The sequence below is a fragment of the Vibrio sp. S9_S30 genome (assembly GCF_014694455.1).
GTDB lineage: Bacteria > Pseudomonadota > Gammaproteobacteria > Enterobacterales > Vibrionaceae > Vibrio.
In genome coordinates, this window is record NZ_JAAUWT010000010.1 from 46,758 (window position 1) to 60,370 (window position 13,613).

The 13,613-nt window shown below is 41.8% G+C and carries 16 protein-coding genes; 5 read left to right on the top strand and 11 right to left on the bottom strand.

Annotated elements, in window-relative coordinates; all coding sequences use genetic code 11:
- Window positions 1-65: 65 nt before the first annotated feature.
- On the bottom strand, window positions 66-716 hold the full coding sequence (locus HC752_RS13225) for a YccT family protein (RefSeq protein WP_190335644.1): 651 nt from the start codon (window positions 714-716) through the stop codon (window positions 66-68).
- A 60-nt stretch (window positions 717-776) separates the two neighbouring features.
- Window positions 777-1,748 (bottom strand): porin, encoded by a 972-nt coding sequence (locus HC752_RS13230; RefSeq protein WP_190335645.1) that lies wholly within the window; start codon window positions 1,746-1,748, stop codon window positions 777-779.
- Between the two features lie 514 nt (window positions 1,749-2,262).
- Between HC752_RS13230 and dinG the strand changes: the two genes are divergently transcribed.
- Genes dinG through rsmS form a run of 4 tightly spaced genes read left to right on the top strand, consistent with a single transcriptional unit; the run spans window position 2,263 to window position 5,857 of the window.
- Window positions 2,263-4,338 carry an ATP-dependent DNA helicase DinG gene (gene dinG, locus HC752_RS13235; RefSeq protein WP_190335646.1) on the top strand — a complete coding sequence of 692 codons (2,076 nt, stop codon included), beginning with the start codon at window positions 2,263-2,265 and terminating at the stop codon, window positions 4,336-4,338.
- Between the two features lie 21 nt (window positions 4,339-4,359).
- Window positions 4,360-5,139, top strand: coding sequence for a TSUP family transporter (locus HC752_RS13240; protein WP_190335647.1), 780 nt, complete (start codon window positions 4,360-4,362; stop codon window positions 5,137-5,139).
- Window positions 5,136-5,687 (top strand): primosomal replication protein, encoded by a 552-nt coding sequence (locus HC752_RS13245; protein ID WP_190335648.1) that lies wholly within the window; start codon window positions 5,136-5,138, stop codon window positions 5,685-5,687. The genes HC752_RS13240 and HC752_RS13245 overlap by 4 nt, the downstream gene beginning before the upstream one ends.
- Complete coding sequence (gene rsmS / locus HC752_RS13250) at window positions 5,684-5,857, top strand: pleiotropic regulatory protein RsmS (protein ID WP_190335649.1); 174 nt, start codon at window positions 5,684-5,686, stop codon at window positions 5,855-5,857. The genes HC752_RS13245 and rsmS overlap by 4 nt, the downstream gene beginning before the upstream one ends.
- Window positions 5,858-5,936: 79 nt before the next feature.
- Here the strand turns inward: rsmS and HC752_RS13255 are convergent, their stop codons facing one another.
- From HC752_RS13255 to htpX, 9 genes are all read right to left on the bottom strand, one after another.
- Window positions 5,937-6,452, bottom strand: coding sequence for a DUF3833 domain-containing protein (locus tag HC752_RS13255; protein WP_190335650.1), 516 nt, complete (start codon window positions 6,450-6,452; stop codon window positions 5,937-5,939).
- Window positions 6,449-7,000: a chalcone isomerase family protein gene (locus HC752_RS13260; RefSeq protein ID WP_190335651.1), complete on the bottom strand. Its 552-nt coding sequence runs from the start codon at window positions 6,998-7,000 to the stop codon at window positions 6,449-6,451. Before HC752_RS13260 ends, HC752_RS13255 begins: the two co-directional genes overlap by 4 nt.
- Complete coding sequence (locus tag HC752_RS13265) at window positions 6,997-7,521, bottom strand: DUF2878 family protein (protein WP_190335652.1); 525 nt, start codon at window positions 7,519-7,521, stop codon at window positions 6,997-6,999. The genes HC752_RS13260 and HC752_RS13265 overlap by 4 nt, the downstream gene beginning before the upstream one ends.
- A gap of 19 nt (window positions 7,522-7,540) precedes the next feature.
- Window positions 7,541-8,770, bottom strand: a complete 1,230-nt coding sequence (locus tag HC752_RS13270; protein WP_190335653.1) for an SAM-dependent methyltransferase — start codon at window positions 8,768-8,770, stop codon at window positions 7,541-7,543.
- Window positions 8,764-9,522 (bottom strand): DUF1365 domain-containing protein, encoded by a 759-nt coding sequence (locus HC752_RS13275; RefSeq protein ID WP_190335654.1) that lies wholly within the window; start codon window positions 9,520-9,522, stop codon window positions 8,764-8,766. The genes HC752_RS13270 and HC752_RS13275 overlap by 7 nt, the downstream gene beginning before the upstream one ends.
- Window positions 9,519-10,796: an NAD(P)/FAD-dependent oxidoreductase gene (locus tag HC752_RS13280; protein WP_190335655.1), complete on the bottom strand. Its 1,278-nt coding sequence runs from the start codon at window positions 10,794-10,796 to the stop codon at window positions 9,519-9,521. The genes HC752_RS13275 and HC752_RS13280 overlap by 4 nt, the downstream gene beginning before the upstream one ends.
- Before the next feature lie 16 nt (window positions 10,797-10,812).
- The gene (locus HC752_RS13285) at window positions 10,813-11,547 is read right to left on the bottom strand and encodes an SDR family NAD(P)-dependent oxidoreductase (protein ID WP_190335656.1); all 735 of its coding nucleotides are present in this window, start codon (window positions 11,545-11,547) and stop codon (window positions 10,813-10,815) included.
- Window positions 11,544-11,963 (bottom strand): nuclear transport factor 2 family protein, encoded by a 420-nt coding sequence (locus HC752_RS13290; protein WP_190335776.1) that lies wholly within the window; start codon window positions 11,961-11,963, stop codon window positions 11,544-11,546. The genes HC752_RS13285 and HC752_RS13290 overlap by 4 nt, the downstream gene beginning before the upstream one ends.
- A gap of 222 nt (window positions 11,964-12,185) precedes the next feature.
- Window positions 12,186-13,052: a protease HtpX gene (htpX, locus tag HC752_RS13295; protein ID WP_190335657.1), complete on the bottom strand. Its 867-nt coding sequence runs from the start codon at window positions 13,050-13,052 to the stop codon at window positions 12,186-12,188.
- 360 nt (window positions 13,053-13,412) lie between these two features.
- On the opposite strand from htpX, the gene HC752_RS13300 reads away from it, so the two are divergent.
- Entirely contained in the window at window positions 13,413-13,580 is a 168-nt protein-coding gene (locus HC752_RS13300) for a hypothetical protein (protein ID WP_190335658.1), read from the top strand.
- Window positions 13,581-13,613: the final 33 nt, after the last annotated feature.

The following is a 13,613-nucleotide window of genomic DNA, read 5'->3' on the forward strand; positions in this document are numbered from 1 at the left end:
TTGAGTTAATTGAAAGAATTAAAAAGCAAGAAAGCGGCAATTGCCGCTCTCAACTATATAATTCTTTATTCTTGGTCGATCATCCATTTACGAAAAGCCTTACGCTCCTCTTTGGACGCTTTCAAGTACCAAGCTTGCAATTGCTCTAACGTCTGAGTTTTTTCACCTTGAGCCACTTTAGCAACCGATTTTTGAGGCTTAGCGACTGGAGCTGCTTTTGCGGTCGCAGCTACTGCTAAAGGTGCCGCTGAAAATGAAATGCCCTGCTTCTCATTATAATCGCGAACTAGTGCTTTCACATCCCAATAAGGAACAAAGCCCCCTTTCCCTTCTAAAAAAACAGACTGACTTTCAATTAGATCACCATCTTCATACACAAGCCATTCCGGGTTCTTATTAAAAGTATTACGAGCATGCTGAACACTATAAACTTTAGGATGTGCAATCGTAATGTCTTTACCACTTGATTGGAAAGACACAATATATGGGTTGGAGGTAAAAATATCCTTACTTCCACCCGTCCCAAAAGATTTGGACATTTTAACTACAGCCTGATTGGTCCCTTCAGATAGCTTGAAGCCTTCTTCAAACTCTGAACTCTCCATACCATTCAATACCAAAAGGTCGACACCTGATTTTAGCTCTAACTGCGCTGCACTTAAAAAAGTAGAAAAGCACATTGTCAAAGGAACGATAAACGTATTCCTAAACTTCATGAATCCTCCATAATAAAAAAGCCACCCTAAGGTGGCTTTTATACAATACTTTAAAGCGAATTAGAATGACGCTTTAACACCGAAGCCGTAGCCAGTCTCAGTGTTGTCAGCAGAAGTGTGACCAAGTTCTGCGTAAGCTGTTACGTTAGAAGTCAGAGCGTAACCAGCGTTTACATATGCATCATTTTGAGCATCTTCGCCGTCTGCTTTAGAGTTCGAGATACCGCCAGAGAAAGTCCAAGCGTCAACTGTGTAAGTTGCAGCAGCACCGATGATACGTACTTTGTCTTCAACTTTAAATTGCGCATACATAGCTTCAAGCTTCAGTGCGTCGATAGTATAAGCACCTTCAACTGCTACAGTCTTAAGAGTAGAGTCAGCACTTACAGAAGCAACTTTAGTTGTCTTGTCGTAAGAACCTAGTCCTTTTGACTGACCAAAGAATACCGCAACATCAGCATCGCCAAAACGCGCACCTAGTTTAGCATCGATGTGGGTACTGTCTTTGTCGGCCATTTTACCGCCGTCATTGTCAGCGCTTGGAGTTCCGTGACCTGACTTGTTTTGCATGAAAGCGATACCGCCGTAAAATTTACCTTTGTCTAGGTTGTATTTTACAACTTCAGAGCCGCTGAAGTTTGCTGAATCTACAGCAGACTTGATACCGAATAGGTAATCGTTACCGATACCAAGGTCATCAAGAATCGTTGCTGTGCGACCAAATACGATGTCACCCATAGATGCAGAGTAGAAACCAATGTAAGCATCACCAATATCTGTACCAGTATCTTGTACTTCGAAGAAGCCGCCTACTTGAAGGTCATCGTTTAGAGCGTAACGTAGGTCAAATGCGAAATCCGCATCATCAACAGTTTGAGTTAGCTCAGAATCTTTCTTAGTGTCTTTCTTGTAACGAACTTCGATGTCGCCTTTAAGGTTAGCTGTAACGCCATCTTTGTTGTAAAGTTCGATAGATGCGTTTGCAGAACCTGCAACCGCCATAACTGCTAGAGCTACTAGAGTCTTTTTCATAATAATCCACTGCCTTTTCTTAGCTGGGAATTCCTTTTCGGTTCCCTTATTTAGTTTTATTAGAGTCGATTCTCGAGCATTTGCTTAAGGCACAACTCCTCTAAATTTCGATGTTAAGATTGCAGAAGAATCCGCTACATGTCAAATGACTAAAAAAATAAAAATAAAAATTCGTAAACAACCAAAATTCAACAACTTACATTGACAACATAAAATTTTAGAGTGAAATCACATCACATTTTCTTAGAAAATCTTTTCCTGTTGTTTTTATTTTTTCAGCACAAAAATTTAATAAATTAAAATTAAGGCGGCAAATTAAGTCAATAACTCTACTTAATGGGGTTTCTTGATATTATTATCTATACTTTTTACCGACTTTACCTAACCCCATGATCGTTCAATTTTTTTTTGTGATTGAGATCTAGATTTACCTAAAAAGCACGCCATTCTGACGAAAACACATGCAACAGCAGGATTGTGCTACAATCTCGCGCGGTTAAATCAGAGGCAGAAAATGCTTAATACAACGATTCAAAAGTCCATTCGCAGCAGCTATAGCAATCTGCAAAATCATTTAGAAAACTTTATACCAAGACGCGCACAAAACTATCTCGTATCAGAGATTGCTCGCACATTGGCAGGGCAGTATCACAAATCAAATAGAATGCTTGTGGCCGAAGCAGGAACAGGAATCGGTAAGTCTTTAGCGTATTTAATGAGTGCCATCCCTTTTGCGTCTTTTAGTAAGAAGAAGGTAGTGATTTCTACCGCGACAGTTGCGCTACAAGAACAATTGGTTCACAAAGACCTCCCACTATTTCGTAGAATTAGCGATGTTCCGTTTTCATTTGCATTAGCAAAAGGTCGGCAAAGATATTGCTGTGCTGAAAAATTAGCCGTAGCAAGTGGAAGTTCAGATCAACAAATTGCTATTTTTGAAAACAAGCCATCGAGCAGCGATATAGAAACGTTGCAACAAATGTACTCTCAATTGAGTTCAAATAAATGGGATGGGGAGCGAGACTCATGGTCAACCCCTATATCTGATATTTTATGGTCACGTATTGTCAGCGACAAACACAGCTGTAATGCAACATTACCTTCTCACCGTGATTGCCCTTTTCAAAAAGCACGCTCTCAGTTAGATAAAGTCGACGTCATTATCGCAAACCACAGCTTAGTCATGGCAGACGCCGAATTAGGAGGCGGAGTTATTCTTCCGGAGCCTGAACAGACTATTTTTATTTTTGATGAAGCCCACCACCTCCCTAAAGTGGCACGTGATCACTCATCTGCTTCAGCAAGCTTAAAAGGAGTGGCGTCTTGGTTAGAGAAGTTAAATTCACAATCTGCAAAGCTGTGCTCTCTAGCTGATGACAAGCGAGTAAGTCGATTTAGAAATGAGCTTCAAGACTCGATACAACACCTAATTCCAAGCCTCAACCAACTGGCGAAACAATTCGACCCTTCGCTATTTGTTGAAAAAAGTTACCGCTTTGAGCACGGCGAGCTACCAACATGGCTAGAAAATGAATCTCAGGAACTTAAGAAAGCGAGTAAAAAGGGCGCGCAAGCTCTAGCTAAGATCGCCGATTTAATTTCCGAGCGCGTAAAAGAAGGAGAGTTATCAAATCGTTTAGCTGAGCCCGCATTGGCTGAGATTGGGTTCTTCTTGCAAAGATACGAAAATTTATCGAAGGTTTGGCATTTAATGGCAGAACCAACAAGAGAGAAAGGTGCACCATTAGCTCGATGGGTGGAAACCTCGGAAGAGCGTGAGGGCGACTTTATTATATCGGTATCTCCGTTGGAGGTAGGTTGGCAACTAGACCAGCTATTGTGGAGTCGCTGCGCGGGGGCTGTTTTGGTCTCTGCCACGATGAGAGCGCTCAACTCCTTTTCTTTTTTTTGCCGTCAGACGGGTATCAGCGAGAAAAAGGAAGACGGTACACAATTTCTTGCACTCGCCTCTCCTTTTGATTACCAAAATCAGGGGGAGCTCTACATACCTAAAATTAAATTCGAACCGCAAGCCAGCGAGTTTACCGATTGTTTAATTGAAACTCTTCCCTCCTATATAGAAGATGGGAAGGCCAACTTGGTTTTGTTTGCCTCTTATTGGCAAATGAATAAAGTAGAGCAAGGTATAGAGAAACTCGCAAAGAAAAATAAATGGATGCTACAAGTCCAAGGCGAAACCTCGCGTAACGAGATCCTAAAGAAACATAAATTTTACTGCAGTAAGAAAAAAACCAGCATTCTCTTTGGAACAGGGAGTTTTTCAGAAGGGTTAGACTTACCTGGTGAATTATTAGAAAACCTCATTATTACTAAAATTCCTTTTGCGGTTCCCACCTCTCCAGTAGAAGAGGCTCATGCGGAGTATATTGAGCGGAAAGGAGGAAACCCATTTCTCCAAATTTCTGTGCCAGAAGCCAGCAAAAAGCTCATTCAATCTGTCGGTAGATTGCTGCGTAAGGAACGAGATTCTGGTAGAGTCGTCATCCTAGACAGGCGACTCGTCACAAAGCGTTATGGCAAGTCTTTAATAGACTCATTACCCCCATTCAAAAGACGTATCGATTATTAATAACAAATAATAAGCAATCATATGGAATTTATAGAACCAACAATGTTGGTTGTTCTCGCTCTTGTGGCATTTCTTGCAGGATTTATTGATGCGGTAGCTGGTGGCGGCGGAATGCTTACTGTCCCCGCGTTACTATCGATAGGTTTGCCTCCGCATATCGCCTTAGGAACGAATAAACTCGCAGCAACCTTTGCCTCTTCTACAGCCGCGCTCACCTACTATAAGAAGCGGTTATTTAAGCCAGAATGTTGGAAGAAGGCATTCATTGGCACACTCATAGGTGCGACCATAGGCACCTTTGCCGTCGATGCTATTAGCACTGAATGGTTGGAGAAAGTACTTCCTCTCGTGATTCTCATCACTGCCTTGTATACGATCTTCCATAAGCCGGTGAACGCATCAAACAATGCCATACCCGCACCGTGCCCTAGCCTGACGAAGAAACAATGGTTACAAAGCCTCACTTTAGGGTTCTATGATGGTGTCGCAGGGCCAGGAACGGGGGCGTTTTGGACCGTTAGCAGCATGGCTTTATATAAAATGAACATTCTGCTGGCTTCAGGATTAGCCAAAGCCATGAACTTCACCAGCAATGTGACCTCTTTGGTTATGTTTGCTTTCTTAGGACACATTAATTGGGTTCTAGGCCTTACGATGGGTGTATGTTTAATGGTCGGTGCTTATGTAGGCGCTCATTCCGCCATCAAATTTGGAGCAAAATTCATTCGTCCTGTTTTTGTCACCGTCGTGGTTGTGCTGGCGGGTAAACTGGCGTTTAATGCTTGGTTTGTAAACTTATGAAGCACTTCAGCTCCCTAAAAGAAAACATTGCTCAATTGAGCCTTCAATCGGCACAGCTTGACCGCCAAAGAGGTGAGCATCATCAAGCGCTTTTTGATGAAAGGCTTTTCCACTGCAAGGCGCGTTTATTGGTGCCTTGTGTCCAAGAACTTGAATCAACCTTTCAATCCATTCTAAGAGAACAAGAAAATGGAAGGCTAACGCCTCTAAGAGCCGAGCATTTAACGACTAAAATGCTCGCTCAACTCGAAGCCATACAACGTGAACTATCGACACAAACCATTAGAGAAAGCGAAATAAAGCACTCACGTCCTTTTCAAAAGCCAATCAATCAGCTTTATCAGGAAATGGCACAACATCAAGAATGGGAGCGTCGACTAGAAGAACTCGTTGTCGAAAAAGCCCGAGCGCTTGAATCCGTTCCTGAGCACATGCAAACGCAGGCTCAACAAACACTCATGGCTGCAGAACAACGCCTTAATCGTTGCCAAGAATCTAAACTAAAAATCGAAAACCAAATCACCTATAGGGAGCGCAATCCAGTATGAGTCATTCCAATTCATCTCCATTGAATACCGCACCAGACGAAATCAAACTGGCGGTTGATCTCATCTACTTGCTGGAGTCTAACGAAATAGAAGTAGAAACGGCTTTAGCTGCTCTAGAAATTGTAAAATCCGATCTACAAAAAAAGTGTTTAGCTAAAGACAACAAATAGCGAATTTATCAAGTCACTTCTTTTGGAAAAATCGCTTCCGTACTTTTGAGATAAAAGAGCCGCTTCTGAGATAAAAAAGTCACTTCTGAAAAAAAATCGTCACCTCTGCGACTTCTATCCCTAGTTTTCGTATAGACGTTCGATTAAAGACATGACGATCATCTTGACGATACAACCAGTCGTCAAAGTGTACTTCTAGCTCAGAACCATCAACTTTGAGTAAAAAATCGTATTTCCATTGAAGGGCGTTGCCCGCCTGAATCCCAACCGCTTGACCAATGATGTCATCTGCTTTCCCTAGAAAGCGACCATCCCCTTGACGCTCAATCGTCCATACACGCTGATCTTTTTCACCGTCATCAAAAATGAAATCTTCAACTAACACCAACGTGTTTCCGCTGACTTCTCCCGAAAGTTCAACAGAAAATCGCCGAGTTTGTTTTTTGGTATAATCCTGAACCATTCCCCAAGCCTTTGTTTCACCTTGAAAGTAACCAAACAGGTCAAAATTCGGCGTTGCTTCACGATATTCTTCAACATCAGCAGTACACGCACTCAGTAAAACAGAAAACCAAAGTGTTAAAATTGTTCTCATCTAATCTTTCCCAATAACTGTCTACGATGTTTTGGGTATTCGGTGTTAGGTGAAAACCAAATAGACAAAAAGGCATCGTTCAGTTGTTCATTTGTAATGTCGCCCAAGTGGGTGGTTTGATTGGCGGAATCGTAAAAAATGAATTGCCCTTTTTCTCCATCTGATATGTAAACCAAACGCTCACCTTTACTAACATCAGGTAAAATATCGGATAGCGTCGATATCCAATTCTCTTGCTGCTCGGCGCTGTACCCTAAATGCTGCCATTGTTCTTGAGTTGCATCGAGTAGCTGCTGCTTAGGGATGTCTCTCATGTAATTAATCAGCAATGCCATCGGGTGAGGAGAAACATCTGTACTTTCTTCATATACTCCACTGGGCGTTTTAAGCTCGGACTTATAAATATCAAAAAAGAGCCAACTCAAGCTCGATTTCCCAACCGTTTTCCAACCATCCCAGTCCTGATCATCTTGAGAATTCGGAGTCGAGCTTTGGGCGTGTGCCGTCATCAGCAAACCAATAATTAGAAATCCGATGTACTTATTCATAACTTCCCCCAGCGAGAGCTTAGTAATGTGGTTACAAAATAAGCGAGCAAAAACCATTCCAAAAACAGAAGTGAAAGCGTTTTGGGGGTACCGAATACCCACTCCACGGCACCAAGCCTTTGCCCAGCATAGTAGCTAAACCCACCAAACACAGACACCAGAGTTATTACGATATGTCGAGGCGTACGGTTCACTATGGCTTTCATTTGAACGGAATACCAACCAAATAACACCCATAGCAAAAGCAACCAAACTGGAAATGCATCGATAGAGAAAGTAAATAAACCCGATTGCCAATTAATAAAGTCAATGACGATACCAACTGAGCTAATTGCCATAACTAGCCTGAGCTTTTGAGCATTTTCGTAGAGGCAATAAGCCAACGTAACCAGAGCGCCCGTGAGGAGCCAAAAAAGTGTCTCTTCCCGGCCTATAACAGCAACAAACCAGAGCATTTGAAACCACACGCTGCTAAGGAATACAGATCCATTGCTTTTTTCGAACAAAGGCTTACGCATCATAAGTGGATCTGGCGACCAATTATCGGACTTTATGAAACGTTAAATGAACCGTGCTGATCGTTTTGGCTAGAAATCCACCTTCACAATAGCTCATGTAATAACGCCACATACGGACAAAACGTTCATCATAACCAAGCTGAATAACTTGAGAATAGGATTGGTTAAATGCGTAATGCCAATCGGAAAGAGTACGGGCATAATCTTGCCCTATGTCATATAAATCTCTTATCACAAATTGACTGTTACGTGTCATTTGATCCATTAGGTATGTCACAGACGGCAAAAAACCGCCAGGAAAAATGTATTTTTGAATGAAGTCGACATCTTTTCTGTATTTGTCAAATCTTTGGTCAGCAATGGTGATCGCTTGAATAGCGAGCAACCCATCAGGCTTTAACAGCGAATAACATTTGTCTATATAGGAAGAAAGATACTGTTTACCTACTGCTTCTATCATCTCTATTGAAACCACTTTATCGTACTCGCCTTCCAGTAAACGATAGTCTCTCTTCAAAAGAGTAATTTTGTCTCTTAGTCCCGCTTTAGCTATAGACGCTTTAGCGTATTGATATTGTTCTTCCGAAATCGTCGTGGTTGTAACACGGCACCCATAGTGGGAAGCCATATAGATCGCCATCCCTCCCCAACCAGTGCCTATCTCCAACACATGGTCATCTTCATTGAGTTTTAGCTGCTTGCAAAGCCTGTCCATCTTGTTGATTTGCGCCACAGCTAACGAATCATCTTTCGTTTTGTATACACCAGAGGAATACAACATGTTTTCATCAAGAAACAGCTGATAAAGATCATTCCCTAAGTCGTAGTGCGCTTCTATGTTCTCTTTTGATTGCGACAACGAGTTGCGATTCAGCCAATGCGAAAATTGCAAGGTGAGCTTTTGTATCCAACTGACTTTGCTATCAACAGCATCTAAAGTGTCAAGGTTTTCAGCCATAACACGCGTAACGGTTGTCAAGTTTGGGCTATCCCACCAGCCATCCATATACGCTTCAGCTCCAGCGATGCTGCCACCTTTTAGAAGCCTCTCGTAAAACTTGGGTTCATGAATTTCAATCACAGCATGTAAGTCAGACAAGCTGTCACCAAACTCCACTCGCTCACCAAAACTTTCAATAATAGTGATATGACCTCGTGTCAACTGAGATAGCATTCTAAAAATCAATGAACGATAAGCTTGTTGACGCACACTGAGCCCACCTTCAGAAACATATGAACGGCTATTTAGCATGAGGGTGTCTCCTTCTTTTTGTTATTTGGATGAGAATAAACTTTTGCCCCTTTCACCCACAATTTAAGAGCATGCCAGTAAATACCAGTGATAATTTTTAGTGCCATAATGGGTGTTTTCAGTAGGTATCTAATCAGAGTCATTCTGTTCAAAGGTTTAGCCATCATCGTCATAGAAGCATCAAATACCTTTTCTTCTTGGTGGCATTCCAAGTGAATTACTAATTTTTTATTAAGAGGTTTGAGTGACCACACATATTTCTGGTTTATGGGATTAAAGGGTGAGACATGAAATTCTTTATCGTGACGCCAATTTTCTCTTTCCGCACCAGCATTGGAATCGATTGCATAGTAATGGCACTCGTTCCATGGCGTATTGCTCACCTCCGCAAGCAAATATTTCCAGTCCCCTGCCTCATCATACAAATAATAAAAATTTACCGGACTAAAATACAAACCGAAGTAGCGCAAATGACAAACCGCTTTCACCTTGCCCTTCAGCCTGACGCCAGTAAGTTCAAACACTTTGTTCTGAACAGCCAGTTTTAAGTCCCCACTGCCTACATAGTCTTCTCTACGGAATCGAGCCCAATGCCAAGCTTTATCGCCAAAGCCGACAAGCTTGTCTTTTAGAATGTCTATCTCATCGAGATCTAAGCACGGCATAAAGAGTGGGTATCTCAAACTGTGTTTGACTGGAGAGAATCGCCTATGAGTCACTTCTCCATCTAACATGCAACTCGAAACCATCATGCGACCTCCTTCTCTAAAGCACGGCTCCGCAACCGAATACCTTCAACCACATCCAGCGCACTTCGAACGCCATCTTCGTGGAACCCGTTGTACCAATATGCCCCACAAAACCAAGTAGCATTGAACCCATCAATACTGGGCTTTTGCTTCTGAGCAATATGGGATTCTTTAGTGAAAACAGGGTGATGATAAGTAAAGGTTCTAAGGATTTTATCTGAATCAATCTTATCGTTTGAATTTAGCGAAACACAGAATGTCTGTTCGCTCTCAATATGTTGCAGAATATTCATATTGTAGGTAAGTGATGGGAGCGCTTCTTGTTCACCCTTTTTGCCTGAAAGCAAATAATTCCATGACGCCCATGCCGCTTGGCTTTTCGGTAACAGCGCTGTGTCTGTATGCAACGTGACTTCATTAGCCTGATATTTCATCTTAGAAAGCAGATCATGTTCCCTATTGCTCGGGTCTTGAAGCATTCTTAATGCTTGGTCGCTATGACATGCAAAAATAACGGCATCAAAATGCTCCGTTCCAAAAGACGATTGAATAAGAACACCGTCAGGTTGTCGCTCAACGGTGTTTACTGGGCAATTCAACCGTATCTTTTCTTTGAAGCCTTTGATCAAAGGCTCGATATACGCTTTAGATCCGCCCTTAATAACATACCATTGAGGACGATCTGCAATATCGAGTAACCCATGATTCAAGAAGAAATTAAGGAAAAAGGATAAAGGGAAACCGCGCATATCCGCTAAGGTGGAAGACCAAATCGCCGCGCCCATTGGAAGAATATAATTATTGGAAAAGTATTCACTAAACTGGTGCTGAATAAGAAAATCACCTAACGTCTGTTCTTCGCGGTGAGATTGAGTCGCTGCTTTCTTTGCGAGTTTGTTGAAACGTAATATCTCATAGATAAAGCGATAGAACTTGGGGTTCAAAAGATTTCTTTTTTGGGCAAACAGAGTGGATAAAGTATGACCGTTGTACTCTAAGCCGTTACTCTGATTACTCACGCTAAAACTCATTTGAGTGGGTGTGCCTGTAACGCCTATTTCATTCATCATTTCAATGAAGTTCGGGTAAGTCCTGTCATTGTAAACAATGAACCCCGTATCAACAGAATAAGACTTGTTTTCTATCCTTACGTCTACGGTGGCGGTATGACCACCGATATAATCATTCGCTTCAAAAACTGTAATGTCGTGCTCTTGGTGAAGGTGATAACCGCACGTTAACCCAGAAATACCTGATCCTATTATTGCTATTTTCATGATTTTCCCTTCAACTCTAAACCGTAGTAACCCATTTAGAGATGAACAAGCGCTGCCATGAATATGGCAAAGCCCCTATTAATCTCAAAATCATTGTGAAACGACGTGGAAAATAAATAGTTTCTTTACGCAAGTGAATACCTTCACGAATGCGCTTTGACGCATTTTCAACGCTGACTTTCATCGGCATTGGAAAGTCGTTTTTATCCGTTAAAGGCGTTGTGACAAACCCTGGAAAGACCATCGAAACGTCAATGCCATTTTGTTTCATTGGTAACGCGAGGCTTCTCGCCAAATAATTAATGGCTGCTTTTGAGGCACCATAAGCTTCTGCTCTTGGCAGTGCCACCTCACTCGCGATGGAGCCCACGATAACAAGCTGGTCACCCTCAATCATTTGAGATTGAGACGCTTCAATGCAATTCACAACACCCATTACATTGACGTTTAATACTCGTTGAAACAGCTTTGCGTCTATTTTTCCCTCATCAATGTACTCACAGCTGCCAGCGTTCATTATCCAAATAGAAGGTTTGGGGATAAGATCGGACAACGCAGCTTTTGCTTGTTCAAGATCCGTAACATCGAATTGCAACGTTTGAATGTTGTTAGAAAAGGCTTCTAATTCAGCGAGACTTTGATGATTTCGACCACAAGCCCAGACGTTAAAACCACTAGATGCGTAATCTTTGGCAAGCTGACGCCCTATTCCAGATGTCGCCCCAGTTAACAACACCACTTGCTGACTCATTGCCCTAGCCCAGCCTTTATTTTTCTAACAACAGCACCTAGCACGGGAATCTGCTCATAAAGCATGGAACCGAGGTCAAAATAGTCTCGATGATAAACCACTTTGTTGTCTTCAAAAGAAATCTGGCTAACCCCATCCACCTCGACTGGATTTGAACGATTAAGCTTTGGGTGCCTTAGCAACATAGTCCAAACGATAAAACCAGTACTGCCCGCTTGATGATGGTTGTGAATCTGAAATTCACATTGATCCACATTTTCAAACAGGTTTTCAAAATAATCGTAAAGCGCTTCATTGCCCTCTAAACGATGCGCCGGATCTTCGAACACGACGTTTGGGTGGTATAGCTCTCTTACCGATGCCAAATTATGTTTATTTAACGAACGGTAAAAATCCGCCACTTGACCAATATCCATCTTTACCCCACCAATGAAACCAGTTTCGTTGTACAAAATATTTTTCTGTACACACTTAATATAGCTGCAAAAGTTGTACAAATATATTTTTGTATCACTTTATACAATCAGGGTTGTTTACGATGAAAAAATGAGAATGGATCACAAACAAAAAAGGTCCAGTAAGAACTGGACCTTTTCGTTATATATTCAATAGCTTCTAGAGCCTTTAGTCATTGAACTTTAACTTTGGCGTAATGCGTCAATGCGCTGATCTAGTGGTGGGTGGCTCATCATCAATTGTGAGATAGAGCTCTTACCATTAATACCAAATGCCATCATTGAACCTTCTAATTTTGATTCATGACTCACTTTTAACCGTTCCAATGCGGCTATCATCTTATGTTTTCCGACAAGTTGCGCTGCCCCCGCATCCGCGTAAAACTCTCGACGGCGGCTATACCACATTGTGATAAAGCTTGCCAAAAAGCCAAACACCAAATCCAACACCATAGAGACAACAAAATACGTCATGGTGCTCGACCCGCCTTCTCCTTCCTCGTCATTATTCGAAGACACGATATTGGCAATAAAACGGGATAAGAAGATAACAAACGTATTCACTACACCTTGCATCAGAGTCATGGTGACCATGTCACCGTTTGCAATATGGCTGACTTCATGCGCTAAAACCGCTTCTGCTTCATCACGAGTCATACTATGAAGGAGCCCTGTTGAAACGGCGACGAGCGAATCATTACGCTTTGCGCCAGTAGCAAACGCATTGATGTCTGAGGAATCATAAATCGCAACTTGAGGCATACCAATACCCGCTTGTTGCGATTGGCGTTGAACCGTTTCCAACAACCAATGCTCAGTTTCATTACGTGGACTCTCAATGATCTGACCACCCACTGAACGCAGGGCAATTTTTTTAGACATAAGCAGTGAAATAAAGGAACCACCAAAGCCAAATATGGCTGCCATGACAAGCAGACCAGACAAGCTACCGGGTGCAACTCCAGTGACAGCATAAACAATGTTCAATACAATACTCAGCACCAATATTACCGCTAAATTGGTTGCCAAGAACAACATGACTCGCTTCATTTGTTTTCTCCAATAGGAAGCTTAATTTTTCTAACTCTTCGGTTAGTCATACCGTATGACATTATGGTTATGTTTGAGAACCAACCCAACTCACCATCCCACCTCAGAATATAACCCTATACATATAGTCTTAAATTTTAAAAACAAGGTTAAGAGCAAAATTGCAACATTTAGTGTCTAAAAGGGTTCATATGTGAATAACCGATTATCTTCTGAAACATCAAGTTGTTAAAGCACATTTTCAGCTCTCTTGAACAGTATTAGACCATAGTCTTATTGCTGTAAGATGCCACAAGTTCTAAAGTGTTGGGGTCGGAAAAGCGGTTCCCAAAATACATAATATCCACGGAGAATGGAAACATGAATGACAACGGAAATTTTCAGATGGCTATTGATATGCTTTGCTGCCACTTAGGCTTGACTGAAGATGAAGCAAGAGAGCAATTAGGTTTGAAATCTGATACTCAGCTTCAACAGCAAATTACTGATACTCAGCAAGCGTTAATGGGTCTATCTGCTGAAAAGTAGTAATGTATTTTAAAAGAAACGGCTGCGAAATTC

Excerpts from the sequence above, each read along its gene's own strand:
- HC752_RS13225 (WP_190335644.1), bottom strand. The coding sequence starts at position 716 with ATGAAGTTTAGGAATACGTTTATCGTTCCTTTGACAATGTGCTTTTCT.
- HC752_RS13230 (WP_190335645.1), bottom strand. The coding sequence starts at position 1,748 with ATGAAAAAGACTCTAGTAGCTCTAGCAGTTATGGCGGTTGCAGGTTCT.
- dinG (WP_190335646.1), top strand. The coding sequence starts at position 2,263 with ATGCTTAATACAACGATTCAAAAGTCCATTCGCAGCAGCTATAGCAAT.
- HC752_RS13240 (WP_190335647.1), top strand. The coding sequence starts at position 4,360 with ATGGAATTTATAGAACCAACAATGTTGGTTGTTCTCGCTCTTGTGGCA.
- HC752_RS13245 (WP_190335648.1), top strand. The coding sequence starts at position 5,136 with ATGAAGCACTTCAGCTCCCTAAAAGAAAACATTGCTCAATTGAGCCTT.
- rsmS (WP_190335649.1), top strand. The coding sequence starts at position 5,684 with ATGAGTCATTCCAATTCATCTCCATTGAATACCGCACCAGACGAAATC.
- HC752_RS13255 (WP_190335650.1), bottom strand. The coding sequence starts at position 6,452 with ATGAGAACAATTTTAACACTTTGGTTTTCTGTTTTACTGAGTGCGTGT.
- HC752_RS13260 (WP_190335651.1), bottom strand. The coding sequence starts at position 7,000 with ATGAATAAGTACATCGGATTTCTAATTATTGGTTTGCTGATGACGGCA.
- HC752_RS13265 (WP_190335652.1), bottom strand. The coding sequence starts at position 7,521 with ATGATGCGTAAGCCTTTGTTCGAAAAAAGCAATGGATCTGTATTCCTT.
- HC752_RS13270 (WP_190335653.1), bottom strand. The coding sequence starts at position 8,770 with ATGCTAAATAGCCGTTCATATGTTTCTGAAGGTGGGCTCAGTGTGCGT.
- HC752_RS13275 (WP_190335654.1), bottom strand. The coding sequence starts at position 9,522 with ATGATGGTTTCGAGTTGCATGTTAGATGGAGAAGTGACTCATAGGCGA.
- HC752_RS13280 (WP_190335655.1), bottom strand. The coding sequence starts at position 10,796 with ATGAAAATAGCAATAATAGGATCAGGTATTTCTGGGTTAACGTGCGGT.
- HC752_RS13285 (WP_190335656.1), bottom strand. The coding sequence starts at position 11,547 with ATGAGTCAGCAAGTGGTGTTGTTAACTGGGGCGACATCTGGAATAGGG.
- HC752_RS13290 (WP_190335776.1), bottom strand. The coding sequence starts at position 11,963 with ATGGATATTGGTCAAGTGGCGGATTTTTACCGTTCGTTAAATAAACAT.
- htpX (WP_190335657.1), bottom strand. The coding sequence starts at position 13,052 with ATGAAGCGAGTCATGTTGTTCTTGGCAACCAATTTAGCGGTAATATTG.
- HC752_RS13300 (WP_190335658.1), top strand. The coding sequence starts at position 13,413 with ATGAATGACAACGGAAATTTTCAGATGGCTATTGATATGCTTTGCTGC.